Genomic DNA, 25,182 nt, shown 5'->3' on the forward strand with positions numbered 1-25,182 from the left:
AGAGTGGCCGCGCGGTTCTGCGCGCACGCCCCGCCGCGCGGGCCCGGCCCCGCCCCCCCCCCGCGCGGGGCCGCGCCCACCCCCCCGCCCCCCCCCGCCGCTTTGTCAGCGGCACCCGATAGCCTGCACAAACACGCGATCGAAGAAGGGGGCTGGGGTGCGGGTACTGGGTGTTGACCCCGGGCTGACCCGGTGTGGTGTCGGAGTGGTCGAAGGAGTCGCCGGCCGGCCCCTGACCCTGCGCGGTGTCGGAGTCGTACGCACCCCGGCGGACGCCGAGTTGGGCCTGCGACTCGTCGCCATCGAGCAGGGCATCGAAGAATGGCTGGATGAGTACCGACCCGAAGTCGTCGCCGTGGAACGGGTGTTCAGCCAGCACAACGTACGGACCGTGATGGGCACCGCCCAGGCCAGTGCCGTCGCCATGCTCTGCGCGGCCCGCCGCGGTCTCCCCGTCGCCCTGCACACGCCGAGCGAGGTCAAGGCCGCCGTCAGCGGCAACGGACGCGCCGACAAGGCCCAGGTCGGTGCCATGGTCACCCGCCTGCTCCGGCTCGAAGCGCCGCCCAAGCCCGCCGACGCGGCCGACGCCCTCGCGCTCGCCATCTGCCACATCTGGCGCGCCCCCGCGCAGAACAGACTCCAGCAGGCGGTCGCGCAGAACCGACTCCAGCAGGCCGTCGCCGCGCACGCCTCGCACCACGCATCGAAAGGCCGTACCGCATGATCGCCTTCGTCAGCGGCCCGGTCGCCGCCCTCGCCCCCGACGCCGCGGTGGTCGAGGTGGGCGGCGTCGGCATCGCCGTCCAGTGCACCCCGAACACGCTCTCCACACTGCGCATGGGGCAGCCCGCCAAGCTCGCCACCTCCCTCGTCGTCCGCGAGGACTCCCTGACTCTCTACGGCTTCGTGGACGACGACGAGCGAGGGACCTTCGAGCTGCTGCAGACCGCGAGCGGCGTGGGCCCGCGCCTCGCCCAGGCGATGCTCGCCGTGCACACCCCCGACGCGCTGCGCCGCGCGGTCGCCACCGGCGACGAGAAGGCGCTCACCGCCGTTCCCGGCATCGGCAAGAAGGGCGCGCAGAAGCTCCTCCTGGAGTTCAAGGACCGGCTGGGCGAGCCCCTCGGGACGAGCACGGGGATCGGTGCTCCGATCTCCACCGGCTGGCGCGACCAGCTGCACGCCGCGCTGATCGGCCTCGGCTACGCGACCCGCGAGGCCGACGAGGCGGTCTCCGCGGTCGCCCCGCAGGCCGAGGCCGCGGAGGGCACGCCCCAGGTGGGTCAGCTGCTGAGGGCGGCCCTGCAGACCCTGAACCGCGCCCGCTGACCGACGACCTCCGTAAGGCACACACATGAACTGGGACGACACGACCGACACCCCCGCCGACGAGCGGCTCGTGGGCTCTGTCGCCGACCGCGAGGACCAGGCCGTCGAGGCCGCGCTGCGCCCCAAGGACCTGGACGAGTTCATCGGTCAGGAGAAGGTCCGCGAGCAGCTCGACCTCGTCCTGCGCGCGGCACGCGCGCGTGGCGCCACCTCCGACCACGTGCTGCTCTCCGGCGCCCCCGGCCTCGGCAAGACCACCCTCTCGATGATCATCGCGGCCGAGATGGGCGCCCCCATCCGCATCACCAGCGGCCCCGCCATCCAGCACGCGGGCGACCTCGCAGCGATCCTCTCCTCGCTCCAGGAGGGAGAGGTCCTCTTCCTCGACGAGATCCACCGGATGTCCCGGCCCGCCGAGGAGATGCTCTACATGGCGATGGAGGACTTCCGCGTCGACGTGATCGTCGGCAAGGGCCCCGGCGCCACCGCCATCCCGCTCGAACTCCCCCCGTTCACGCTCGTCGGCGCCACCACGCGCGCGGGCCTGCTGCCGCCCCCGCTGCGCGACCGCTTCGGCTTCACCGCGCACATGGAGTTCTACGAGCCCGCCGAGCTGGAGCGCGTGATCCACCGCTCGGCGGGCTTGCTCGACGTCGAGATCGGCGCGGCGGGCGCCGCCGAGATCGCCGGCCGCTCCCGGGGCACGCCCCGCATCGCCAACCGCCTGCTGCGCCGCGTGCGCGACTATGCGCAGGTCAAGGCGGACGGCATCATCACCCGCGAGATCGCCGCCGCCGCACTGAAGGTCTACGAGGTCGACGCCCGGGGCCTGGACCGGCTGGACCGCGGGGTCCTCGAAGCCCTGCTCAAGCTCTTCGGCGGCGGCCCGGTCGGTCTCTCGACGCTCGCCGTCGCGGTGGGGGAGGAGCGCGAGACCGTCGAGGAGGTCGCCGAGCCCTTCCTCGTACGGGAGGGACTGCTCGCGCGTACGCCCCGTGGTCGGGTGGCCACTCCCGCGGCATGGGCGCATCTCGGCCTCACCCCGCCCCGCCGGTCAACCGGGGGAAACGGACAAGGGGACCTGTTCGGGGCGTGACGGCGCGGTACTCGCGGGGTCAGGAACCCCGGTGCCATGCTGAGCGTTGTTCCTGGAGTGCGGACTCGCTTAGACTCCGCCGATGCCGCCCTTGTAGGTGGCGCACATACCCCCAGCCATCAGGCCGCTCACCATCGCGGTCGAATGAAGGAAGTTCCGTCCCGTGAGTCCAGTGACCCTCCTCCCGTTCATCGTGCTCATCGGGGCCATGTTCCTGATGACCCGGTCGGCCAAGAAGAAGCAGGCGCAGGCTGCTTCCATGCGCAACGAGATGCAGCCCGGCTCCGGCGTGCGCACGATCGGTGGTATGTACGCCACCGTCAAGGAGGTCAACGAGGAGACCGTCCTCCTCGACGCGGCCCCGGGTGTGGACCTGCTCTTCGCCAAGAACTCGATCGGTGCCGTCCTGAGTGACGACGAGTACAACCGCATCGTGCACGGCATCGAGCACGACCTGAAGGCGGACGGATCGGTCGTCCCGGACGACGCCTCCTCCCTCACCGAGACCGACGAGCCCGCCGACGACGCCTCTTCCGACGCTTCCGCCGACAAGCCCCTCGACCTCGTCAAGAAGGACGCCGCCGAGGACGACGCGGCCGACGAGCCCGCCGAGGCGAAGGCCGATGAGGCCCCCAAGGCCGACGAAGCAGAGCCGAAGAAGACCGACGGCGAGTCCGACGCGAAGTAGGCACGCCCCGGAAGCGCGGCGCGACCCGCTCGCGCCCCGCGTCTCCCGGGACGTGCGGTTCTCGCACGGCATCCCGACACCATGTCATGGCCGCCCCCGCGCTCACCCGGCGCAGGGCGGCCCGAGAGGGAGTACGAGAAGGTGGCAGCACCGAAGAAGGGCCGGAGCGCGAGCGCCCAGAGCAGGCCGGGGCGCTCGCTGGCCCTCATCCTGATCGCCATCGCGGCGCTCACCGGGGGGATGTTCATCTCCGGAAACACCACTCCGCGTCTCGGCATCGACCTCGCCGGCGGCACCAGCATCACGCTCGAGGCGCAGAACGAGCCGGGCCAGCCCAACGCGATCAACAAGACCAACATGAACACCGCGGTCGACATCATGAACCGCCGTGTCAACGGTCTTGGCGTCTCCGAGGCCGAGGTCCAGACGCAGGGCGACAAGAACATCATCGTCAACATCCCCAAGGGCACGAACTCCAAGCAGGCCCGGGCGCAGGTCGGCACCACCGCCAAGCTCTACTTCCGCCCGGTGCTGACATATGCGGCCTCCGGCGCCGCCACCTCGCCCAGCCCCTCACCGAGCGCCTCCAGCAGCGCATCCGGCAAGGCCACGGGCACGGCCACCGAGAAGGCCACGGACAAGTCGACCTCGTCGGCCTCCGCGACGCCCTCGGCCACCGCCACCTCGCAGGGCCGCGCGGTCACCGACGCCCTGAAGGCCGACTCCTCGCCCTCGGCGAGCAACTCCGCCTCCACCAAGGCCTCTCCCACGCCGTCCGCGAGCAGCAGCGCCGCGAAGGCCGCCGCGGACCTCCAGAAGGCGTACGACAAGCTGGACTGCACCGTCCCGGCGCAGCGCGCCAAGGCCGGTGACGGTGTCGATGCCAAGGATCCCACCGTGGCCTGCGGCCAGGACTCGAAGACGAAGCAGTGGGAGAAGTACATCCTCGGCCCGGCAGAGGTCGCGGGCACGGACATCAAGAAGGCCGGCGCGGTCTACGACACGACGAACGCGCAGGGCTGGAAGGTCACCATGGACTTCACGTCCGGTGGCTCCAAGAAGTTCTCCGCCATCACGGCCAAGCTCTCGCAGAGCCAGCCCCCGCAGAACCAGTTCGCCATCGTCCTCGACGGTGCGGTCGTCTCCGCCCCGTCCGTCACCCAGACGCTCAGCGGCAGTGCGGAGATCACCGGCGGCTTCGACCAGACCGAGGCCCAGGACCTGGCGAACATGCTGAAGTACGGTGCGCTGCCCCTCACCTTCCACGAGGCCAGCGTCACCACGGTGACCGCCGCCCTCGGTGGCGAGCAGCTGCACGCCGGTCTGATCGCCGGTGCGATCGGCCTGGCCCTGGTCATCATCTACCTGGTGATCTACTACCGCGGTCTGTCGCTCGTCGCCATCGCCTCGCTGATGGTCTCCGCGATCCTGACTTACGTGCTCATGGCGCTGCTCGGCCCGGCCATCGGCTTCGCCCTGAACCTGCCGGCCGTCTGCGGTGCGATCGTCGCGATCGGTATCACAGCGGACTCGTTCATCGTGTTCTTCGAACGCATCCGGGACGAGATCCGCGAGGGCCGCACCCTGCGCCCGGCCGTCGAGCGGGCCTGGCCGCGCGCCCGGCGCACCATCCTGGTCTCCGACTTCGTGTCGTTCCTCGCCGCCGCGGTGCTCTTCATCGTCACCGTCGGCAAGGTCCAGGGCTTCGCGTTCACGCTGGGTCTGACCACCCTGCTCGACGTCGTCGTCGTCTTCCTGTTCACCAAGCCGCTGATGACTATCCTCGCCCGCAAGAAGTTCTTCGCGAGCGGCCACAGCTGGTCCGGCCTCGACCCGAAGCGGCTCGGCGCCCAGCCCCCGCTGCGCCGTACCCGCCGTCCCTCCGCCCCCGTCGACACGAAGGAGGCGTGAGATGTCGAAACTCGGCACCCTCGGCGCCCGGCTGCATCGCGGCGAGATCGGTTACGACTTCGTCGGCAAGCGCAAGATCTGGTACGGCATCTCGATCCTGATCACCATCACGGCCATCCTCGGCCTGACGGTGCGCGGCCTGAACATGGGCATCGAGTTCCAGGGCGGCGCCGTCTTCACCACGCAGAAGACCAGCGTCTCGGTGGCCGATGCGGAGAAGTACGCGGAAGGCGCCTCTGGCCACGACGCGATCGTCCAGAAGCTCGGCAAAGGCGGCCTGCGCATCCAGATCGCCGGCATCGAGACCGGCAAGTCCGACCAGATCAAGGAGGACCTCTCCAAGGACCTCAAGATCGACTCGGAGAAGATCGCCGCCGACCTGGTCGGCCCCAGTTGGGGTGACCAGATCGCCAACAAGGCCTGGCAGGGCCTCGCGATCTTCATGGTCCTCGTGGTGATCTACCTGGCCATCGCCTTCGAGTGGCGCATGGCCATCGCCGCCCTGGTGGCCCTGATCCACGACATCACCATCACGGTCGGCATCTACGCCCTGGTCGGCTTCGAGGTCACCCCGGGCACCGTGATCGGTCTGCTGACGATCCTCGGTTACTCGCTCTACGACACGGTCGTCGTCTTCGACAGTCTCAAGGAGCAGACGAAGGACATCACCAAGCAGACCCGCTGGACGTACAGCGAGATCGCCGACCGCTCGATCAACGGCACCCTGGTCCGCTCCATCAACACCACGGTCGTCGCGCTGCTGCCGGTCGCGGGCCTGCTGTTCATCGGCGGCGGTGTCCTCGGCGCGGGCATGCTCAACGACATCTCGCTGTCGCTGTTCGTCGGCCTCGCGGCCGGTGCGTACTCCTCGATCTTCATCGCCACGCCGCTCGTCGCCGACCTCAAGGAGCGCGAGCCGCAGATGAAGGCCCTCAAGAAGCGGGTGCTCGCCAAGCGGGCCGCGGCCGCCGCGAAGGGCGAGTCCGCGGAGGCGCCGGTCACCGAGGCGCCGTACGACGAGGATGCGGAGGACTCCGCCCCGGCGGTCGTCGGCCCCCGCAACCAGCCCGCGTCCCGCAACCGCGGCCGTGGCCGCCCCTCCGGGAAGCGCCGATGACCGAGCTCACGGACATCACGACGCTGCTGCTCAGCCGTATCCGCGACGTCCCCGACTACCCGGAGCCGGGAGTGATGTTCAAGGACATCACCCCGCTGCTGGCCGATCCGGCGGCGTTCCAGGCGCTCACCGACGCGCTGGCCGAGCTTGCGGTACGGCACGGCGCCACGAAGATCGTCGGTCTGGAGGCGCGCGGGTTCATCCTGGGCGCCCCGGCCGCGGTCCGGGCCGGCGTCGGCTTCATCCCCGTGCGCAAGGCGGGCAAGCTCCCCGGAGCGACGCTCAGCCAGGCCTACGACCTGGAGTACGGCTCCGCGGAGATCGAGGTGCACGCCGAGGACCTGGCCGCGGGCGACCGCGTCATGGTCGTCGACGACGTCCTGGCCACCGGCGGCACCGCCGAGGCCTCGCTGCAGCTCATCCGCCGGGCGGGCGCCGAGATAGCGGGCGTGTCCGTCCTCATGGAGCTGGGCTTCCTGGGCGGCCGCGCCCGTCTGGAGCCGGCCCTGAGCGGTGCCCCGCTGGAGGCTCTGCTGAAGGTCTGAGACACCCCTGCGACAGGTCTCAGGCACCCGTACGACACCGCCGAGGCGGGCCCGGAGGAATCCGGCGCCCGCCTCCGGTGTTTCTCGTGTACCAGGTCGTCTCGGCGGCCTGAAGGCGAGCCCGGAGCCCGGGATCGCTACCATGGGGTTTCCGGAGCCTGACCGGGGGACCCGGACCGCGCACGAGGAGCCCTCTTGCCAGACGAGGCCCAGCCACTGACAGCCGCCAAGCCCGAGCAGAGTTCGGGCCCTGCGGCCACGCCCGCGCCGAGCGCGAAGAACGCCGCCGGCGGCCCGGTCGAGCACGCCCAGGCGGCTCCCGGCGACAAGGCGGCAGAGCAGCCACGCCCCAAGCCCGCTCCCGCCGAGCCCGCACGCCCGGCGAGCACTCCCGCCGCCCGTCCGTCCGCCGGCCAGCCCGCCCGCACCGGAGGCGGCTCCTCCAACCGGGTCCGCGCCCGCCTCGCCCGCCTCGGCGTGCAGCGCTCCAACCCGTACAACCCGGTCCTGGAACCGCTGCTGCGGATCGTGCGCGGCAACGACCCGAAGATCGAGACGTCGACGCTGCGCCAGGTCGAGCGGGCCTACCAGGTCGCCGAGCGCTGGCACCGCGGCCAGAAGCGCAAGAGCGGTGACCCGTACATCACGCACCCGCTCGCCGTGACCACGATCCTCGCCGAACTCGGCATGGATCCCGCCACGCTGATGGCGGGCCTGCTGCACGACACCGTCGAGGACACCGAGTACGGCCTCGACACCCTCAAGCGGGACTTCGGCGACCAGGTCGCCCTGCTCGTCGACGGCGTCACCAAGCTCGACAAGGTCAAGTTCGGTGAGGCCGCCCAGGCCGAGACCGTGCGCAAGATGGTCGTCGCCATGGCCAAGGACCCCCGCGTCCTGGTCATCAAGCTCGCCGACCGCCTGCACAACATGCGCACCATGCGCTATCTCAAGCGCGAGAAGCAGGAGAAGAAGGCGCGCGAGACCCTGGAGATCTACGCGCCGCTCGCCCACCGCCTGGGCATGAACACCATCAAGTGGGAGCTGGAGGACCTCGCCTTCGCGATCCTCTACCCCAAGATGTACGACGAGATCGTCCGCCTGGTCGCCGAGCGCGCCCCCAAGCGCGACGAATACCTCGCCATAGTGACCGACGAGGTCCAGTCCGACCTGCGCGCGGCCCGCATCAAGGCGACCGTCACCGGCCGCCCGAAGCACTACTACAGCGTCTACCAGAAGATGATCGTCCGCGGCCGTGACTTCGCGGAGATCTACGACCTGGTGGGCATCCGCGTCCTCGTGGACACCGTCCGCGACTGCTACGCGGCCCTCGGCACCGTGCACGCGCGATGGAACCCGGTCCCCGGCCGGTTCAAGGACTACATCGCGATGCCCAAGTTCAACATGTACCAGTCACTGCACACGACGGTGATCGGCCCCAACGGCAAGCCTGTTGAGCTGCAGATCCGCACGTTCGACATGCACCGCCGCGCCGAGTACGGCATCGCCGCGCACTGGAAGTACAAGCAGGAGGCCGTCGCCGGCACCTCCAAGGTGCGCTCTGACGCGCCGAGGACCACGGGCAAGGACGACCACCTCAACGACATGGCGTGGCTGCGCCAGCTCCTCGACTGGCAGAAGGAGACCGAGGACCCGGGCGAGTTCCTGGAGTCCCTGCGCTTCGACCTGTCCCGCAACGAGGTGTTCGTCTTCACGCCGAAGGGTGACGTGATAGCGCTGCCGGCCGGTGCGACGCCCGTCGACTTCTCGTACGCGGTGCACACGGAGGTCGGCCACCGGACCATAGGGGCACGGGTCAACGGCCGTCTCGTGCCGCTGGAGTCCACCCTGGACAACGGCGACCTCGTGGAGGTCTTCACCTCGAAGGCGGCCGGCGCGGGCCCCTCCCGCGACTGGCTCGGCTTCGTGAAGTCGCCGCGCGCCCGCAACAAGATCCGCGCCTGGTTCTCCAAGGAGCGCCGCGACGAGGCGATCGAGCAGGGCAAGGACTCCATCGCGCGCGCCATGCGCAAGCAGAACCTGCCGATCCAGCGCATCCTCACCGGCGACTCGCTGGTCACCCTCGCGCACGAGATGCGCTACCCCGACATCTCGTCGCTGTACGCGGCGATCGGCGAGGGCCATGTCGCCGCGCAGAGCGTCGTGCAGAAGCTCGTGCAGGCGCTGGGCGGCGAGGAGGCGGCCACCGAGGAGATCGACGAGTCGGTTCCGCCGGCGCACGGCCGAGGCCGCAAGCGCCGCAGCAACAACGACCCCGGTGTGGTCGTCAAGGGCGTCGACGACGTGTGGGTCAAGCTCGCCCGCTGTTGTACGCCCGTACCCGGAGACCCGATCATCGGCTTCGTCACCCGCGGCAGCGGCGTATCGGTTCACCGCAGCGACTGCGTCAACATCGATTCGCTGTCCCGGGAGCCCGAGCGCATCCTCGAGGTCGAGTGGGCGCCCACCCAGTCGTCGGTCTTCCTGGTCGCCATCCAGGTCGAGGCCCTGGACCGCTCCCGGCTCCTGTCGGACGTCACGCGCGTCCTCTCGGACCAGCACGTCAACATCCTGTCCGCGGCCGTCCAGACCTCCCGCGACCGGGTGGCCACCTCTCGGTTCACCTTCGAGATGGGCGACCCCAAGCACCTCGGCCACGTCCTGAAGGCCGTACGGGGCGTCGAAGGGGTCTACGACGTGTACCGGGTGACGTCGGCGCGCAGGCCGTAACCACGCACTACGTAGAAGGGGCTTCCGTACACGATGTACGGAAGCCCCTTCTGCGTAGCAGCGGGAAAACTCAGCCGCCGAACTCCTGCAGACCCTTCAGAGCCTGGTCCAGCAGCGCCTGACGGCCGTCCAGCTCCTTCTGGAGCTTGTCGGCCTTCGAGGTGTTGCCCGCGGTGCGCGCCGCCTCGATCTGGCCCTGGAGCTTGTCCACGGCGGCCTGGAGCTGGCCGGTCAGACCCTCGGCACGCGCGCGTGCCTCCGGGTTCGTCCGGCGCCACTCGGTCTCCTCGGACTCATGGAGCGCCCGCTCCACCGTGTGCATCCGGCCCTCCACCTTCGGACGGGCGTCGCGCGGCACGTGGCCGATGGCCTCCCAGCGCTCGTTGAGGGAGCGGAAGGCCGCACGGGCCGCCTTCAGGTCCGTCACCGGGAGGAGCTTCTCGGCCTCCGCGGCCAGCTCCTCCTTGAGCTTCAGGTTCTCCGACTGCTCCGCGTCCCGCTCGGCGAAGACCGAGCTGCGCGCCGCGAAGAACACGTCCTGGGCACCGCGGAAGCGGTTCCACAGGTCGTCCTCGTGCTCGCGCTGGGCGCGGCCCGCGGCCTTCCACTCCGCCATCAGCTCGCGGTAGCGCGCCGCGGTCGGGCCCCAGTCCGCCGAGGCGGACAGCGACTCGGCCTCCGCGACCAGCTTCTCCTTGGTCTTGCGGGCGTCCTCGCGCTGCGCGTCCAGCGACGCGAAGTGAGCCTTGCGGCGCTTGGAGAACGCCGAGCGGGCATGCGAGAAGCGGTGCCACAGCTCGTCGTCCGACTTTCGGTCGAGCCGCGGCAGGCCCTTCCAGGTGTCCACCAGCGCACGCAGCCGCTCACCGGCCGCCCGCCACTGGTCGGACTGCGCCAGCTCCTCCGCCTCGGCGACCAGCGCGTCCTTGGCGTGCCGCGCCTCGTCGGACTGCTTGGCCCGCTGGACCTTGCGCTCCTCGCGGCGTGCGTCGACCGTCTCGACGAGCTTGTCCAGCCGCACCTTCAGCGCGTCCAGATCGCCGACCGCGTGATGGGCGACCACCTGCTCGCGGATGTGGTCGATGGCGGTCTGGGCGTCCTTCGCCGACAGGTCGGTGGTCTTCACTCGCTTTTCGAGGAGGCCGATCTCGACCACCAGGCCCTCGTACTTGCGCTCGAAGTAGGCCAACGCCTCATCAGGCGAACCGGCCTGCCAGGAACCGACGACCTGCTCGCCGTCGGCCGTACGCACGTACACGGTCCCCGTCTCGTCGACGCGGCCCCACGGGTCGCTGCTCACAGCGCCTCCTCCACATGATGCCTGCAGAGGGCCTCAGCGCCCCCGGGCATCGTCCACAGTTTCGTCACGGCCAACATAGGCGACCGGCGGGGCGGCTGTCCGCATCCCGCGCGACCGAAATTTCGCAGTTGGGGGTCAGGATTTCTTCACCGTGGCCTTGTTGATCACGACCGTCGCGTTCGGCGCCCCGTCGCCCTGCCCGGTGCTCTCGCCGGCCGTCGCGATCTTCTTAAGGACCTTCATCCCGGATTCGGAAATCGTGCCGAACGGTGTGTAGTCGGCGGGGAGTGGACTGTCCTGGAAGACCAGGAAGAACTGGCTGCCGCCGGTGTTGCGGCCCTTCTTCGTCTGCGCGTTGTACTGGTTGGCCATGGCCACCGTGCCGGCCGGATACGTCTTCCCCTTCAGGCGCTTGTCCTTGAGGTTCTCGTCCGGAATCGTGTACCCGGGACCGCCCATGCCGGTGCCCTTCGGGTCACCGCACTGGAGCACGAAGATGCCCGCCGTCACGAGACGGTGGCACTTGGTGTGGTCCAGGTAGCCCTTGTTGACCAGGAAGTCGAACGAGTTCACCGTGTGCGGGGTCGTCGACGCGTCCATGGCGATGTCTATCGCGCCGCAGGTCGTGTCCAGCGCCATCGTGTACTTCGCGGACTTGTCGATGGTGATCGCCGGCTCCTTCTTGTAGCTCAGCGTTTTCACCTTGCCCGCGGCGGCTTTCTTGCACGGGTCCGGCGCCTTGGTGGGGGCGGACGCGCTCGGGGTGACCTCCGCGCCGGCGTTGGCCTTCTTGCCGTCGTCCTTGAAGACCCCCGTCGCGTACGACACCACACTGCCCACGACGACGACGCCGACGACCGACGCGGCCACCGAATTGCGCATCCGCGTCTTGCGTCGCGCGGCCGTACGCCGCTGCTGCTGCCGCAAGAACTTCTCCCGGGCGAGCTGACGCCGCCGCTGCTCCTGGCTGACCACGGGTTTTCTCCTCATGCGTCTCGTACGTCAAGTGGGACGCGTGCGTCTTGTGAGCCGACCGCCTGCGTGTGCCCCGTACCGTATATGGGTTCGCTGAGGAAACGGCAGCGCCGGTAGGCTCTGACCACTGGCGCAGTCATCCTGAAGCCATCCCGTATCGACACAACGAAGGACGATCGTGCTCATTGCCGGGTTCCCCGCAGGAGCCTGGGGGACCAACTGTTACCTGGTCGCCCCCGCCGCGGGTGAGGAGTGCGTGATCATCGACCCGGGCCACCAGGCCGCCCAGGGAGTCGAGGACGCGCTCGCGAAACATCGGCTCAAGCCCGTCGCGGTCATCCTCACGCACGGCCACATCGACCATGTCGCCTCGGTCGTCCCGGTGTGCGGCGCGCACGACGTGCCGGCCTGGATCCACCCCGAGGACCGCTACATGATGAGCGACCCGGAGAAGGCGCTCGGCCGTTCCATCGGGATGCCGCTGATGGGCGAGCTGACCGTGGGGGAGCCGGACGATGTGCGGGAGTTGACCGACGGCGCCGGGCTGACCCTCGCCGGCCTCGACTTCTCCGTCGCGCACGCGCCCGGCCATACCAAGGGGTCGGTGACGTTCAGGATGCCCGAGACCGCTGACATTCCGTCGGTCTTCTTCTCGGGCGATCTGCTCTTCGCCGGCTCCATCGGACGCACCGATCTGCCCGGCGGCTCCCACGCCGAGATCCTCGACTCGCTGGGCCGTGTGTGCCTGCCGCTCGACGACTCGACCGTGGTGCTGTCCGGCCACGGCCCCCAGACGACCATCGGCCAGGAGCGCGCCACCAACCCGTATCTGCGGGAAGTGGCCGTCGGCCTCGGGAGCACGGACGCTCCCCGACGAGGAATGTGACGAGACCTTCCGTGAGTACCTTCCAGGCCCCCAAGGGCACGTACGACCTTCTGCCGCCCGACTCCGCGACGTACCTCGCCGTGCGCGAGGCGATCGCCGCGCCGCTGCGCAACTCCGGCTACGGCTACGTCGAGACGCCCGGCTTCGAGAGCGTCGAGCTGTTCGCGCGCGGTGTCGGTGAGTCCACCGACATCGTGACCAAGGAGATGTACGCCTTCGAGACCAAGGGCGGCGACAAGCTGGCGCTGCGCCCCGAGGGCACGGCCTCCGTGCTGCGCGCCGCGCTGGAGGCCAACCTGCACAAGGTGGGCAACCTCCCCGTGAAGCTCTGGTACTCGGGCTCGTACTACCGCTACGAGCGTCCCCAGAAGGGTCGTTACAGGCACTTCTCGCAGGTGGGCGCCGAGGCGATCGGCGCCGAGGACCCGGCGCTCGACGCCGAGTTGATCATCCTGGCCGACCAGGCGTACCGGTCGCTCGGGCTGCGCGAGTTCCGCATCCTGCTCAACTCGCTCGGCGACAAGGAGTGCCGCCCCGTCTACCGGGCCGCCCTGCAGGACTTCCTGCGCGGCCTGGACCTCGACGAGGACACCCTCCGCCGCGCGGACATCAACCCGCTGCGGGTGCTCGACGACAAGCGGGACGCCGTCCAGAAGCAGCTGGTCGGCGCACCGCTGCTGCGCGACTACCTGTGCGATGCCTGCAAGGCGTACCACGAGGAGGTGCGCGAGCTGATCACGGCGGCGGGCGTCTCCTTCGAGGACGACGCCAAGCTGGTCCGCGGCCTCGACTACTACACCCGGACGACCTTCGAGTTCGTCCACGACGGTCTGGGCTCGCAGTCCGCGGTGGGCGGCGGCGGCCGCTACGACGGCCTGTCCGAGATGATCGGTGGCCCCGCGCTGCCGTCCGTCGGCTGGGCACTCGGCGTCGACCGCACGGTCCTCGCCCTGGAGGCGGAGGGCGTCGCGCTCGAACTCCCCGCCGCCACCAGCGTGTTCGCGGTCCCGCTGGGCGAGGAGGCCCGCCGCGTCCTCTTCGGCGTGGTCACCGAGCTCCGCAAGGCGGGGGTCGCGGCCGACTTCTCGTACGGCGGGAAGGGCCTCAAGGGTGCGATGAAGAACGCCAACCGCTCGGGCGCGCGCTACACCCTCGTGGCCGGTGAACGCGACCTCGCCGAGGGCGTCGTGCAGCTGAAGGACATGGAGTCGGGGGAGCAGACGGCGGTGGCGGTGGACGCGATCGTGGGTGAGCTCCGGGCGCGACTGGGCTGAGGCCGAGCGCGCTGTTCCTCAAACGCCGGAGGGGCTGGATCTTCAGCCCTTCCGGCGTTCGAGAACGGGCGAAAGCGTGTACGCGCCGGGCTCCGGGCCGGGCCCCTTCATCCGTCGCGGCGGCTCTTCCAGCGGAACGTCAGCAGGCACAGCAGCAGTCCTCCGACGCACCACGCCCCCAGCACCAGGGCGATCCGACCGAACTCCCAGGTGCCGGTCTGCTCCAGGACCTGTGCCGACTCGGGCAGGAACACGCCCCGCAGCCCCTGGCACATCCACTTCAGCGGGAACAGCGCACCGATGTTCAGCATCCAGTCCGGGATGGTGTCGATGGCGATGTACACCCCAGAGATGAACTGCAGGACCAGGAAGGGCAGTACGACCACGGAGCTGGCGCTCCGGCCGGACTTCGGGACCGAGCTGATCGCGATGCCGAGCAGGGCGCACCCGGTCAGACCGAGCACGAAGATCCAGGCGAAGTCGAGCCACTTCCCGGCGTCCGAGGGCAGGTCCACGTCGTACAGGGTCGTGCCGACGACGAGAAGGACCGCCGTCTCCAGCAGACCGGTCACGAGCACGAGCCAGATCTTGCCGAGGAAGTACGCCGCCGGCGGCATCGGTGTGCCGCGCAGCCGGCGCAGCACCTTCTCGTCCCGCTCGATGGCGATCGAGATACCGAGGGACTGGAAGCTGGTGGACATGATCCCGGCGGCCATCATCGCCGGGACGTACAGCTGGGAGGCCGTGATGCCCGCTCCCTGCACGTCGTCGCTGAAGATCGACGCGAAGAGGAAGAGGAAGACGATCGGGAAGGCGAAGGTGAAAACCACCTGGTCGCGCTGACGGAAGAACTGCTTGATCTCCAGGGCTCCCCGGTGCAGCCCGAGCCCCCAGGCTCCGGGCAGCCGGCCCTCCGAGGTCCTCCTACGGGTGCGTACGTCCGTCACCGTCATCGCGCGTCCTCCAGTCCGGTCAGCCGCAGATAGACGTCCTCAAGGGTGGGGCGGCTGACCCGCAACCCCGGTATCTCGCCGTCGAAGCGGCGGGTGAGCTCCGCGACCGTACGCGTGGGCGTGGCCGTGCGCTCGCTGCGCGGGGTGCCGTCGGCTTCCGCCCACTCGACGGTGGCGTCGGTGCCGTAGCGGTCCCGCAGGGCCGCGGGCTCGCCCTCGGCGACCACACGTCCGCGGGCGATGACCGCGAGGCGGTTCGCGAGGGCTTCGGCCTCCTCCAGGTAGTGCGTCGTCAGCACGATGGTCGTGCCCTCGCCCGCGAGCTTGCGGATCAGGTCCCAGAACTGCCGCCGCGCCGCCGGGTCGAAGCCGGTCGTCGGTTCGTCCAGGAGCAGCAGGTCCGGGTCGCCGATCACACCGAGTGCCACGTCCAGGCGTCTGCGCTGACCACCGGAGAGCGACTTGATCCGGCTGCTCGCCTTCTCCTCCAGGCCCACCAGGCCGATCACCTCGTCGGGCTGCCGAGGTTTTGGGTAATAGCGGGCGAAATGCCGCACGGTCTCGCGGACCGTCAACTCGGCGGGTGCGGATTCGTCCTGCCAGACGATTCCGACACGTGAACGCCACGCGCGCGTGGCCGTCGCCGGATCGGAGCCGAGCACGCGGACCTCGCCCGCGTCCCGGCTCCGGTTTCCCTGGAGTATCTCCACCGTGGTGCTCTTGCCCGCACCATTGGGCCCGAGCAGGCCGAACACCTCGCCCTGTCGGATGCCGAGATCGATGCCGTCCACGGCGGTCACGTCCCCGTACTGCTTGCGCAGCCCCCGTACGTCCACCGCGAGCTGGTTCGCGTCTGCTGTCATGCCGGCGATCCTTCCCCGGAACCGAACGTTCCGGGACGACCGTGCGTACCTCCTTATGTCCATCGAACGGTGGACACACTGGTAGGTGCGGCACAATGACCGTGCCCGGGGGCCCTTCGACACAACGGAACGGCGTGATGAGCAAGACGACAGTCAAGGACAGCGTCTCCACCGGCCCGGGGCGGGCCGACGGCCCCCGGAGGGTGGGCGGCAGCCGTGCGTTCGCCTTGATGCTGGTGATCACCGGCGCGGCGGGCCTCCTTGCCGCGTGGGTCATCACGATCGACAAGTTCAAGCTGCTGGAGAACCCGGACTTCGTGCCGGGGTGCAGCCTGAACCCGGTCGTCTCCTGCGGCAACATCATGAAGAGCGACCAGGCGTCGGCGTTCGGCTTCCCGAACCCCATGATGGGTCTCGTCGCCTACGGCATCGTCATCTGCGTCGGCATGAGCCTGCTCGCCCGCGCCACCTTCCCGCGCTGGTACTGGCTGACCTTCAACGCGGGCACGCTCTTCGGTGTCGGGTTCTGCACCTGGCTGCAGTTCCAGTCGCTGTACAGGATCAACGCGCTCTGCCTGTGGTGCTCCCTGGCGTGGGTCGCGACGATCATCATGTTCTGGTACGTGACGTCGTCGAACGTGCGCAACGACTTCCTGCCCGCACCGCGCCGGATCAAGGCCTTCCTCGGCGAGTTCACCTGGGTACTGCCCGTGATGCACGTCGGCATCATCGGCATGCTGATCCTGACCCGCTGGTGGGACTTCTGGACCAGCTGACCGACCCCGGATCTCTTCGGCCGGACGGCGTTGTCAGTGGCGTGACATAGGGTTTTGTGCGTGGAGCCCGACCTGTTCACCGCCGCAGCCGAAGAACGCCAGGAGAAGGACCCGTCCAGCAGCCCCCTGGCCGTACGAATGCGCCCGCGCACCCTCGACGAAGTCGTGGGCCAGCAGCATCTGCTGAAGCCGGGCTCACCCCTGCGCAGACTCGTCGGCGAGGGCAGCGGCGGCCCGGCCGGCCCGTCCTCCGTGATCCTGTGGGGCCCTCCCGGCACCGGCAAGACCACCCTCGCCTACGTCGTCTCCAAGGCCACCGACAAGCGCTTCGTGGAGCTCTCCGCGATCACCGCCGGCGTCAAGGAAGTGCGCGCGGTCATCGAGAGCGCACGCCGTGCCACCGGCGGCTTCGGCAAGGAGACCGTCCTCTTCCTGGACGAGATCCACCGCTTCAGCAAGGCCCAGCAGGACTCACTCCTGCCGGCCGTGGAGAACCGCTGGGTGACGCTGATCGCGGCGACGACGGAGAACCCGTACTTCTCCATCATCTCCCCCCTCCTCTCCCGCTCCCTCCTGCTCACCCTCGAACCGCTCACCGACGACGACCTGCGCGGCCTGCTGCGCCGGGCGCTCGCCGACGAACGCGGCCTCAAGGAGTCCGTCGTCCTGCCCACGGACACGGAGGAGCACCTGCTGCGGATCGCCGGCGGCGACGCCCGCCGAGCCCTCACCGCCCTGGAGGCCGCCGCCGGATCCGCCCTCGACAAGGGCGAGCCGGAGATCACCCTCCAGACCCTGGAGGAGACGGTCGACCGCGCCGCCGTGAAGTACGACCGCGACGGTGACCAGCACTACGACGTCGCGAGCGCCCTCATCAAGTCCATCCGCGGCTCCGACGTGGATGCGGCCCTGCACTACCTGGCGCGGATGATCGAGGCCGGTGAGGACCCCCGGTTCATCGCCCGCCGCCTGATGATCTCCGCCAGCGAGGACATCGGCCTCGCCGACCCGAACGCCCTGCCCATAGCCGTCGCCGCCGCCCAGGCCGTCGCCATGATCGGCTTCCCCGAGGCCGCGCTCACCCTCAGCCACGCCACCATCGCCCTCGCCCTGGCACCCAAGTCCAATGCCGCGACGACGGCGATCGGCGCCGCCATGGAGGACGTACGCAAGGGGCACGCGGGCCCGGTGCCGATGCACCTGCGCGACGGGCACTACAAGGGCGCGGCCAAGCTGGGGCACGCCCAGGGGTATGTGTACCCGCACGACCTGCCCGAGGGGATCGCCGCCCAGCAGTACGCCCCGGAGGAGCTCAAGGACCGCGAGTACTACACCCCCACCCGGCACGGCGCCGAGGCGCGCTACGCGGACGCGGTCGAGTGGACCAGGAAGCACCTCGGTCGAGGACGGTCGTGACCACCCTGTAGACTGCCTCGAAGCGCTGAGTCCTGTGTCCGGCCCGCCGTAAGGGGGAGTCGGCACCACCAGAACGGGACATCCAGCCGGAGCCCCCGCCTCCACGGGGGGATTCCAGGAGCGTCGCGCACCGTCGAAGGTGTCGCGGGCAGCCCACCACCACCCGGTATCCGGGAAAGGTCGGTGGGCCACTCGCGTGCTGCACGTATGTGCCCAGACCAGGGAGCGGCTGCCCGGCAGGTCCGTCAGGACCCGCGGGGTTTCCCCGGCTGCGGATGCGACCTCCCTCCACTCTGGTGAGCCGAAATCAAGGAAAGAGAAAAAGTGGCGAATCAGTCCCGCCCCAAGGTCAAGAAGTCGCGTGCCCTCGGCATCGCGCTGACCCCGAAGGCCGTCAAGTACTTCGAGGCCCGCCCCTACCCGCCGGGCGAGCACGGCCGCGGCCGCAAGCAGAACTCGGACTACAAGGTCCGTCTGCTGGAGAAGCAGCGTCTGCGCGCGCAGTACGACGTGTCCGAGCGCCAGCTCGTCCGCGCCTACGAGCGTGCCGCCAAGACGCAGGGCAAGACCGGTGAGGCCCTGGTCATCGAGCTGGAGCGTCGTCTCGACGCCCTGGTTCTGCGTTCGGGCATCGCCCGCACGATCTACCAGGCCCGCCAGATGGTCGTGCACGGCCACATCGAGGTCAACGGTGGCAAGGTCGACAAGCCGTCGTTCCGCGTCCGTCCCGACGACGTCGTGATGGTCCGCGAGCGCAGCCGCGAGAAGCCGCTGTTCCAGGTCGCGCGTGAGGGTGGCTTCGCCCCCGACGGCGAGACCCCGCGCTACCTCCAGGTGAACCTCCGCGCCCTGGCCTTCCGCCTGGACCGCGAGCCGAACCGCAAGGAGATCCCGGTGATCTGCGACGAGCAGCTCGTCGTCGAGTACTACGCCCGCTGATCACCTCACGGACGTAGCACCACCTGCGCATCAGCCCGCCGTCTCGCCGCCCTTCCGGGTGGGCGAGGCGGCGGGCTCGCGTGTGTCCGGGGCGCGTACCGGATACGGCCCCCGCGGCGCGGGCAGCGCACCGAGCGGACGCGCCCCGGCCCGCCTCAGCGCCCGGGCCACCGCCGCGTCCCGACCGAGCAGGGCCCCTTCCCGTACACACGCCTCGTACCGCTCGTCGCCCAGCCGCTCCCGGGCGCTCGCCTCGCACAGCTCGTGCGGCGCGTTGTAGTACGCGGAGCCGAACAGCGGCAGGCCGACCGACGGCCACATCCGGGCCGCCGCGCCCTGCAGCAGCGCCGCCTCGGCCGAGTCGCCCTGTACCTGCGTGACCAGGGCGAGGAGCTCGATCGAGAGCACCGTGCCCAGCAGATCGCGAAACGCGTGGGCGCTGCCGAGGCACTGCTCCAGAAGGCTCCGGGCCCGTAACGGATCGCCCGCGCTCCAGGCCTCGTACGCGAGGACGTACAGCGCGTACGCCAGCGCCCAGCGCTCCCCGTGGTCCTCGCACACCCGGCGGACGTCCTCGCACAGCTTCACCGCGCCCGGCATATCCCCCCGGAACGCCACGGCCATCGCCAGCTCGACCTGCCCCATCAGCACATTGCTGTTGAGCTCGCCGATCTCGTGATAGCGGTCGAGCGCCGAACGCAGCAGGCTCTCGGCACGCGGCATGTCGTCCGTGACCAGAGCCAGACAGCCGGTGCGGTGCTCGGCGTAGGCCGCCGCGATCGCGTTGCCCGTGCGGTCCGCCTCCTCACGGCACTCGTGCAGCGCCGCCAGCGCGGGCACGCGGTCGCCCTGCAGGATCGCCACGTAACCGAGCACCCACAGGGCCTTCAACCGGGGCTGCCCGTGCGTTCCGTCCTCCGTGTCCTCGACGTCGTCCGCGTGCAGCTCCACGCTCCGCTCCAGCCAGTGCCGCCCCTCCGCGAGACGCCCGCAGCCGACCCAGTAGAACCACAGGCCGCCCGCCAGATACTGGCCCAGATGCCCTTCCCCCGGCTCGGTCAGGCAGTACTCCATGGCGGCGCGCAGGTTCGGCAGCTCCGCCTCGACGCGTACGGCCACCTCGCCCTGGCGCGGCGAGAACCAGTCAAGCTCGCACCAGGTCGCCAGGCCCACGTACCAGTCGCGGTGCCGCCGGCGCAGCCGTGCCGCGTCGCCCGTCGCCTCCAGCCAGCCGAAGCCGTAGGCCCGGACCGTGTCCAGCATCCGGTAGCGCACACCCGCGGCCGTCTCCTCGCGGGACAGCACGGACTGGGCGAGGAGGGCGCCGAGCACGTCGAGGATCTCGTCGGCCTGCAGACCGTCGCCACTGCACACGTACTCGGCGGACTCCAGGTCGAACGGCCCGACGAACACCGTGAGCCGCGACCAGAGCAGCCGCTCCTGGGGCGTGCACAGTTCATGGCTCCAGCCGATCGCCGTGCGCAGCGTCCGATGGCGCGGCAGCATGTCCCGCCCGGCACCGGCCAGCAGCCGGAACCGGTCGCCGAGCCGGGCCAGCAGCTGTGCGGGGGAGAGGACCCGCAGCCTGCCCGCCGCCAGCTCGACGGCGAGCGGGATTCCGTCCAGTCGCCGGCACAGCTCCAGCACGTCCGCCCGGTTGCCCTCGTCCAGCGCGAACCCGGGCACCCCCGCCGCCGCGCGCTGCGCGAACAGTTCCACAGCCTCCGGCTCGCTCAGCGGCGCCAGCGGGAAGAGCCGCTCGCCCTCGACGTCCAGCGGCCTGCGGCCCACCGCCAGCACCCGAAGACCCGGCACCCCGCGCAGCAGCTCGCCCACGAGTGCGGCGCACGCGTCCACGAGGTGCTCGAACCCATCGAGCACCAGCAGGAGTTGAAGACCGGCGAGATGGTCGAGCAGCACCTGGCGCGGTGGCCGCGCCGTGTGGTCCGTCAGCCCCAGCGCCTCGACCAGCGCGTACTCGACGAGATCCGGGTCGTGCACCGAGGCGAGCTCCACCCGCCACACCCCGTCGCGGGCGCCGGTCCGCGCCGCCGCGTGCGCGGCCAGCCGCGACTTGCCGATCCCGCCCATGCCCGTCACCGTCACCAGGCGGCCCGCCCCCAGTGCCCGGCCGAGCCCCGCGAGTTCGGCCGAGCGCCCCACGAACGCGTCGAGCTCCAACGGGAGATTGCCGAGCGTCGGACCGCCGGTGCGCTGAGAACCCTGCATGGAACACGGAGCGTACTGACCCGTAAGCGGTCCGTACAATCGCTTCGCGCAACTCCTGTACGGGCGGGCGGTAATGCGGTACGGCGCGGCGGCCCCGGCGCGATAGGCTCGGGGGACTGATTTTTTCGGGTTCCGATGTTGACTGCAGGTCATTCGTCAACTGCAGGTGATCAAGGGAGCGGGTGCACAGTGTCCGGTGGAGAGGTGGCCGGGATCCTGGTGGCCGTCTTCTGGGCGATCCTGGTCTCCTTCCTCGCCGTCGCGCTGGTGAGGCTGGCCCAGACGCTCAGGGCGACCACCAAGCTCGTGGCGGACGTGACCGACCAGGCCGTCCCGCTGCTGGCCGACGCCTCCGCCGCAGTGCGCTCCGCACAGACCCAGATCGACCGGGTCGACGCCATCGCATCGGACGTCCAGGAGGTCACGTCGAACGCGTCGGCGCTCTCCTCGACCGTCGCCTCCACCTTCGGCGGCCCGCTGGTGAAGGTGGCGGCGTTCGGCTACGGCGTCCGCCGGGCCATCGGCGTCCGCCGTGACAATGTGCCCGACAAGGCCCCCCGGCGCACCGTGATCGTGGGCCGCACCGTCCCGTCCGCACGACGGGGAAAGCGGAAGAAGGACTGACGCAGCGATGTTCCGCCGTACGTTCTGGTTCACCGCGGGCGCAGCCGCCGGCGTGTGGGCCACCACCAAAGTCAACCGCAAGCTCAAGCAGCTGACCCCCGAGAGCCTCGCGGCCCAGGCCGCCAACAGGGCGATCGACGCGGGTCACCGGCTCAAGGACTTCGCGCTCGACGTCCGCGACGGCATGGCCCAGCGGGAGGCCGAACTCGACGAGGCGCTGGGCCTGAACGCGGACCCCGAACTCCCCGCACAGCGACGCCGCACCGCGATCGCCAACGACAAGAACAACCAGAGCAGCAAGCAGAACAAGCAGATCAAGTACATCGAGAACACGACGTACTCGTACAACCGGAATGAGGACCACTGATGGAGTCGGCTGAAATCCGCCGCCGCTGGTTGAGCTTCTACGAGGAGCGCGGTCACACCGTCGTCCCCTCGGCGTCGCTCATCGCGGACGACCCGACTCTGCTCCTCGTCCCCGCGGGCATGGTCCCCTTCAAGCCGTACTTCCTCGGCGAGGTCAAGCCGCCGTGGTCGCGCGCCACCAGCGTGCAGAAGTGCGTGCGCACGCCCGACATCGAAGAGGTCGGCAAGACCACCCGCCACGGCACGTTCTTCCAGATGTGCGGCAACTTCTCCTTCGGCGACTACTTCAAGGAAGGTGCCATCACCTACGCCTGGGAGCTGCTCACCTCGCCCCAGGACAAGGGTGGTTACGGGCTCGACCCCGAGCGTCTGTGGATCACGGTCTACCTCGACGACGACGAGGCCGAGACCATCTGGCGCGACAAGATCGGTGTCCCGGCCGAGCGCATCCAGCGCCTGGGCAAGAAGGACAACTACTGGTCCATGGGCGTCCCCGGACCCTGCGGCCCGTGTTCCGAGATCAACTACGACCGCGGGCCCGAGTTCGGTGTCGAGGGCGGCCCGGCCGTCAACGACGAGCGGTACGTGGAGATCTGGAACCTGGTCTTCATGCAGTACGAGCGCGGCGAGGGCACCTCGAAGGAGGACTTCGAGATCCTCGGCGACCTGCCCAGCAAGAACATCGACACCGGCCTCGGCATGGAACGCCTCGCCATGATTCTGCAGGGCGTGCAGAACATGTACGAGATCGACACCTCCATGGCCGTCATCAAGAAGGCCACCGAGCTGACGGGTGTGCAGTACGGCGCCGCCCACGAGTCGGATGTCTCGCTGCGCGTGGTCACCGACCACATGCGCACGTCCGTGATGCTCATCGGTGACGGCGTGAGCCCCGGCAACGAGGGCCGCGGCTACGTGCTGCGCCGCATCATGCGCCGCGCCATCCGCAACATGCGCCTGCTCGGCGCCACCGGTCCGGTCGTCCAGGACCTCATCGACGTCGTGATCGCGATGATGGGCCAGCAGTACCCGGAGCTCGTGACCGACCGCAAGCGCATCGAGACCGTGGCCCTCGCCGAGGAGGCCGCCTTCCTCAAGACGCTGAAGGCCGGCACGAACATCCTCGACACCGCCATCAGCGACACCAAGGAGTCCGGCGGCAAGGTCCTCGCCGGCGACAAGGCCTTCCTGCTCCACGACACCTGGGGCTTCCCGATCGACCTCACCCTCGAAATGGCCGCCGAACAGGGCCTTTCCGTGGACGAGGACGGCTTCCGCCGCCTGATGAAGGCCCAGCGGGACCAGGCCAAGGCCGACGCCCGCGCCAAGAAGACCGGCCACGCCGACCTCGGCGCCTACCGCCAGATCGCCGACGCCGCCGGAGAGACCGAGTTCGTCGGCTACGACCGGACCGAGGGCGAGTCGAAGATCGTCGGAATCCTCGTCGACGGCGCCTCCTCGCCCGCCGCCACGGAGGGCGACGAGGTCGAGATCGTCCTCGACCGCACCCCGTTCTACGCCGAGGGCGGCGGTCAGATCGGTGACACCGGCCGCATCAAGGTCGACTCCGGTGCCGTCATCGAGATCCGCGACTGCCAGAAGCCCGTCCCGGGTGTGTACGTCCACAAGGGCGTCGTCCAGGTCGGCGAGGTGACGGTGGGCGCCTCCGCTCAGGCCGTCATCGACGTACGCCGCCGCAAGGCCATCGCCCGCGCCCACTCGGCCACGCACCTCACGCACCAGGCCCTGCGCGACGCTCTCGGTCCGACGGCCGCCCAGGCCGGTTCCGAGAACCAGCCCGGCCGCTTCCGCTTCGACTTCGGTTCGCCGTCCGCCGTTCCCACGGCCGTGATGACCGACGTCGAGCAGAAGATCAACGAGGTGCTCGCCCGCGACCTGGACGTGCACGCCGAGGTCCTCAGTCTCGACGAGGCCAAGAAGCAGGGCGCCATCGCCGAGTTCGGCGAGAAGTACGGCGAGCGCGTCCGCGTCGTCACCATCGGCGACTTCTCCAAGGAGCTGTGCGGCGGCACGCACGTCCACAACACCGCCCAGCTCGGCCTGGTCAAGCTGCTCGGCGAGTCGTCCATCGGTTCCGGTGTACGGCGTATCGAGGCCCTGGTCGGCGTCGACGCCTACAACTTCCTCGCCCGTGAGCACACGGTCGTCGCCCAGCTCCAGGAGCTGGTCAAGGGCCGCCCCGAGGAGCTCCCGGAGAAGATCTCCGCCATGCTCGGCAAGTTGAAGGACGCCGAGAAGGAGATCGAGAAGTTCCGCGCGGAGAAGGTCCTGCAGGCCGCCGCCGGTCTGGTCGAGTCCGCCAAGGACGTGCACGGCGTCGCCCTGGTCACCGGCCAGGTCCCGGACGGCACCACCGCCGACGACCTGCGCAAGCTGGTCCTCGACGTGCGGGGCCGCATCCAGGGCGGACGCGCCGCCGTGGTCGCCCTGTTCACCACGGTGGGCGGCAAGCCGCTGACGGTCATCGCCACCAACGAGGCCGCCCGCGAACGCGGTCTGAAGGCCGGTGACCTGGTTCGTACCGCTGCCAAGACCCTCGGCGGCGGCGGTGGCGGCAAGCCGGACGTGGCCCAGGGCGGCGGCCAGAACCCGGCCGCTGTCGGCGAGGCCGCCGACGCGGTCGAGCGCCTGGTCGCCGAGACGGCCAAGTGAGCGCAGAAGGAAGCGTCATGCGCCGCGGACGCCGTCTCGCCATCGACGTCGGGGACGCCCGCATCGGGGTCGCCTCGTGCGACCCCGACGGGATCCTCGCGACTCCGGTCGAGACGGTGCCGGGACGCGATGTCCCGGCCGCCCAGCGGCGGCTGAAGCAACTCGTCGACGAGTACGAGCCGATCGAGGTCGTCGTCGGTCTCCCTCGCTCCCTCAAGGGGGGCGAGGGGCCGGCCGCTGTCAAGGTCCGCGCCTTCACCCAGGAGCTGGCCCGTATGATCGCCCCGGTCGCGGTGCGGCTCCTCGACGAGAGGATGACCACAGTGACGGCCAGTCAGGGGCTGCGCGCCTCGGGTGTGAAGTCCAAAAAGGGCAGGTCAGTCATCGATCAGGCGGCCGCGGTCATCATCCTGCAGCAGGCGCTGGAGTCCGAACGGGCGTCAGGCAAAGCACCCGGCGAGGGCGTCGAAGTGGTCATCTGATCGCGAT

Annotated in this window: 22 protein-coding genes; 17 read left to right on the plus strand and 5 right to left on the minus strand. The window is 69.9% G+C overall.

All coding sequences use genetic code 11. The features are described from left to right. The first annotated feature begins 157 nt into the window (after positions 1-157). The 8 genes from ruvC to ABZS97_RS27880 all read left to right on the plus strand — a co-directional run bounded on the left by ruvC (position 158) and on the right by ABZS97_RS27880 (position 9,419). Positions 158-727 carry a crossover junction endodeoxyribonuclease RuvC gene (gene ruvC / locus ABZS97_RS27845; RefSeq protein ID WP_356141764.1) on the plus strand — a complete coding sequence of 190 codons (570 nt, stop codon included), beginning with the start codon at positions 158-160 and terminating at the stop codon, positions 725-727. Then, a complete protein-coding gene (gene ruvA, locus ABZS97_RS27850; protein ID WP_356141766.1) occupies positions 724-1,332 on the plus strand; it encodes a Holliday junction branch migration protein RuvA in 609 nt (202 codons plus the stop codon). The genes ruvC and ruvA overlap by 4 nt, the downstream gene beginning before the upstream one ends. Before the next feature lie 25 nt (positions 1,333-1,357). After that, on the plus strand, positions 1,358-2,428 hold the full coding sequence (ruvB, locus tag ABZS97_RS27855) for a Holliday junction branch migration DNA helicase RuvB (protein ID WP_356141768.1): 1,071 nt from the start codon (positions 1,358-1,360) through the stop codon (positions 2,426-2,428). Positions 2,429-2,591: 163 nt separating this feature from the next. Beyond that, complete coding sequence (gene yajC, locus ABZS97_RS27860; RefSeq protein ID WP_356141770.1) at positions 2,592-3,116, plus strand: preprotein translocase subunit YajC; 525 nt, start codon at positions 2,592-2,594, stop codon at positions 3,114-3,116. A gap of 141 nt (positions 3,117-3,257) precedes the next feature. Continuing rightward, a complete protein-coding gene (gene secD, locus ABZS97_RS27865; RefSeq protein WP_356141772.1) occupies positions 3,258-5,027 on the plus strand; it encodes a protein translocase subunit SecD in 1,770 nt (589 codons plus the stop codon). Between the two features lies 1 nt (position 5,028). After that, on the plus strand, positions 5,029-6,144 hold the full coding sequence (secF, locus tag ABZS97_RS27870; RefSeq protein WP_356141774.1) for a protein translocase subunit SecF: 1,116 nt from the start codon (positions 5,029-5,031) through the stop codon (positions 6,142-6,144). Then, positions 6,141-6,689, plus strand: a complete 549-nt coding sequence (locus tag ABZS97_RS27875) for an adenine phosphoribosyltransferase (RefSeq protein WP_356141776.1) — start codon at positions 6,141-6,143, stop codon at positions 6,687-6,689. Before secF ends, ABZS97_RS27875 begins: the two co-directional genes overlap by 4 nt. Before the next feature lie 195 nt (positions 6,690-6,884). Further along, on the plus strand, positions 6,885-9,419 hold the full coding sequence (locus ABZS97_RS27880; RefSeq protein WP_356141778.1) for a bifunctional (p)ppGpp synthetase/guanosine-3',5'-bis(diphosphate) 3'-pyrophosphohydrolase: 2,535 nt from the start codon (positions 6,885-6,887) through the stop codon (positions 9,417-9,419). Between the two features lie 70 nt (positions 9,420-9,489). Here ABZS97_RS27880 and ABZS97_RS27885 read toward each other — a convergent pair whose 3' ends face one another. Beyond that, on the minus strand, positions 9,490-10,719 hold the full coding sequence (locus tag ABZS97_RS27885; RefSeq protein ID WP_356141780.1) for a DUF349 domain-containing protein: 1,230 nt from the start codon (positions 10,717-10,719) through the stop codon (positions 9,490-9,492). Positions 10,720-10,854: 135 nt separating this feature from the next. Continuing rightward, on the minus strand, positions 10,855-11,694 hold the full coding sequence (locus ABZS97_RS27890) for a peptidylprolyl isomerase (RefSeq protein ID WP_356141782.1): 840 nt from the start codon (positions 11,692-11,694) through the stop codon (positions 10,855-10,857). 178 nt (positions 11,695-11,872) lie between these two features. Here ABZS97_RS27890 and ABZS97_RS27895 point away from each other — a divergent pair, with 178 nt between their 5' ends. Then, complete coding sequence (locus tag ABZS97_RS27895; RefSeq protein ID WP_356141784.1) at positions 11,873-12,580, plus strand: MBL fold metallo-hydrolase; 708 nt, start codon at positions 11,873-11,875, stop codon at positions 12,578-12,580. An 11-nt stretch (positions 12,581-12,591) separates the two neighbouring features. Further along, positions 12,592-13,854: a histidine--tRNA ligase gene (gene hisS, locus ABZS97_RS27900; RefSeq protein ID WP_356141786.1), complete on the plus strand. Its 1,263-nt coding sequence runs from the start codon at positions 12,592-12,594 to the stop codon at positions 13,852-13,854. Between the two features lie 107 nt (positions 13,855-13,961). Here the strand turns inward: hisS and ABZS97_RS27905 are convergent, their stop codons facing one another. Both ABZS97_RS27905 and ABZS97_RS27910 read right to left on the minus strand, forming a co-directional pair. Continuing rightward, positions 13,962-14,807: an ABC transporter permease gene (locus tag ABZS97_RS27905; RefSeq protein WP_356141788.1), complete on the minus strand. Its 846-nt coding sequence runs from the start codon at positions 14,805-14,807 to the stop codon at positions 13,962-13,964. Next, positions 14,804-15,670 carry an ABC transporter ATP-binding protein gene (locus ABZS97_RS27910; protein WP_356141790.1) on the minus strand — a complete coding sequence of 289 codons (867 nt, stop codon included), beginning with the start codon at positions 15,668-15,670 and terminating at the stop codon, positions 14,804-14,806. Before ABZS97_RS27910 ends, ABZS97_RS27905 begins: the two co-directional genes overlap by 4 nt. Positions 15,671-15,807: 137 nt before the next feature. Here ABZS97_RS27910 and ABZS97_RS27915 point away from each other — a divergent pair, with 137 nt between their 5' ends. The 3 genes from ABZS97_RS27915 to rpsD all read left to right on the plus strand — a co-directional run bounded on the left by ABZS97_RS27915 (position 15,808) and on the right by rpsD (position 18,801). Beyond that, a complete protein-coding gene (locus ABZS97_RS27915) occupies positions 15,808-16,446 on the plus strand; it encodes a vitamin K epoxide reductase family protein (protein ID WP_356141792.1) in 639 nt (212 codons plus the stop codon). A 60-nt stretch (positions 16,447-16,506) separates the two neighbouring features. Beyond that, a complete protein-coding gene (locus ABZS97_RS27920; RefSeq protein WP_356141794.1) occupies positions 16,507-17,862 on the plus strand; it encodes a replication-associated recombination protein A in 1,356 nt (451 codons plus the stop codon). 324 nt (positions 17,863-18,186) lie between these two features. Then, positions 18,187-18,801 carry a 30S ribosomal protein S4 gene (gene rpsD, locus ABZS97_RS27925; protein WP_356141796.1) on the plus strand — a complete coding sequence of 205 codons (615 nt, stop codon included), beginning with the start codon at positions 18,187-18,189 and terminating at the stop codon, positions 18,799-18,801. A gap of 30 nt (positions 18,802-18,831) precedes the next feature. On the opposite strand, the gene ABZS97_RS27930 is transcribed toward rpsD, so the two are convergent. After that, positions 18,832-21,030: a regulator gene (locus ABZS97_RS27930; RefSeq protein ID WP_356141798.1), complete on the minus strand. Its 2,199-nt coding sequence runs from the start codon at positions 21,028-21,030 to the stop codon at positions 18,832-18,834. Between the two features lie 189 nt (positions 21,031-21,219). Between ABZS97_RS27930 and ABZS97_RS27935 the strand changes: the two genes are divergently transcribed. Genes ABZS97_RS27935 through ruvX form a run of 4 tightly spaced genes read left to right on the plus strand, consistent with a single transcriptional unit; the run spans position 21,220 to position 25,175 of the window. Further along, complete coding sequence (locus tag ABZS97_RS27935) at positions 21,220-21,654, plus strand: DUF948 domain-containing protein (protein ID WP_356141800.1); 435 nt, start codon at positions 21,220-21,222, stop codon at positions 21,652-21,654. A 7-nt stretch (positions 21,655-21,661) separates the two neighbouring features. Then, positions 21,662-22,021, plus strand: coding sequence for a DUF6167 family protein (locus tag ABZS97_RS27940; protein WP_356141802.1), 360 nt, complete (start codon positions 21,662-21,664; stop codon positions 22,019-22,021). Next, positions 22,021-24,693: an alanine--tRNA ligase gene (gene alaS, locus ABZS97_RS27945; protein ID WP_356141804.1), complete on the plus strand. Its 2,673-nt coding sequence runs from the start codon at positions 22,021-22,023 to the stop codon at positions 24,691-24,693. Before ABZS97_RS27940 ends, alaS begins: the two co-directional genes overlap by 1 nt. Before the next feature lie 17 nt (positions 24,694-24,710). Then, positions 24,711-25,175 carry a Holliday junction resolvase RuvX gene (ruvX, locus tag ABZS97_RS27950; protein ID WP_356141806.1) on the plus strand — a complete coding sequence of 155 codons (465 nt, stop codon included), beginning with the start codon at positions 24,711-24,713 and terminating at the stop codon, positions 25,173-25,175. Positions 25,176-25,182: the final 7 nt, after the last annotated feature.

Origin of the sequence: Streptomyces sp. NPDC005485, from assembly GCF_040606085.1 — a bacterium.
Classification (GTDB): domain Bacteria; phylum Actinomycetota; class Actinomycetes; order Streptomycetales; family Streptomycetaceae; genus Streptomyces.

Coding starts and splice junctions, on each gene's coding strand:
- ruvA (WP_356141766.1), top strand. CDS start 724: ATGATCGCCTTCGTCAGCGGCCCGGTCGCCGCCCTCGCCCCCGACGCC.
- ruvB (WP_356141768.1), top strand. CDS start 1,358: ATGAACTGGGACGACACGACCGACACCCCCGCCGACGAGCGGCTCGTG.
- secF (WP_356141774.1), top strand. CDS start 5,029: ATGTCGAAACTCGGCACCCTCGGCGCCCGGCTGCATCGCGGCGAGATC.
- ABZS97_RS27875 (WP_356141776.1), top strand. CDS start 6,141: ATGACCGAGCTCACGGACATCACGACGCTGCTGCTCAGCCGTATCCGC.
- ABZS97_RS27905 (WP_356141788.1), bottom strand. CDS start 14,807: ATGACGGTGACGGACGTACGCACCCGTAGGAGGACCTCGGAGGGCCGG.
- ABZS97_RS27910 (WP_356141790.1), bottom strand. CDS start 15,670: ATGACAGCAGACGCGAACCAGCTCGCGGTGGACGTACGGGGGCTGCGC.
- ABZS97_RS27915 (WP_356141792.1), top strand. CDS start 15,808: ATGAGCAAGACGACAGTCAAGGACAGCGTCTCCACCGGCCCGGGGCGG.
- ABZS97_RS27930 (WP_356141798.1), bottom strand. CDS start 21,030: ATGCAGGGTTCTCAGCGCACCGGCGGTCCGACGCTCGGCAATCTCCCG.
- ABZS97_RS27940 (WP_356141802.1), top strand. CDS start 21,662: ATGTTCCGCCGTACGTTCTGGTTCACCGCGGGCGCAGCCGCCGGCGTG.
- alaS (WP_356141804.1), top strand. CDS start 22,021: ATGGAGTCGGCTGAAATCCGCCGCCGCTGGTTGAGCTTCTACGAGGAG.
- ruvX (WP_356141806.1), top strand. CDS start 24,711: ATGCGCCGCGGACGCCGTCTCGCCATCGACGTCGGGGACGCCCGCATC.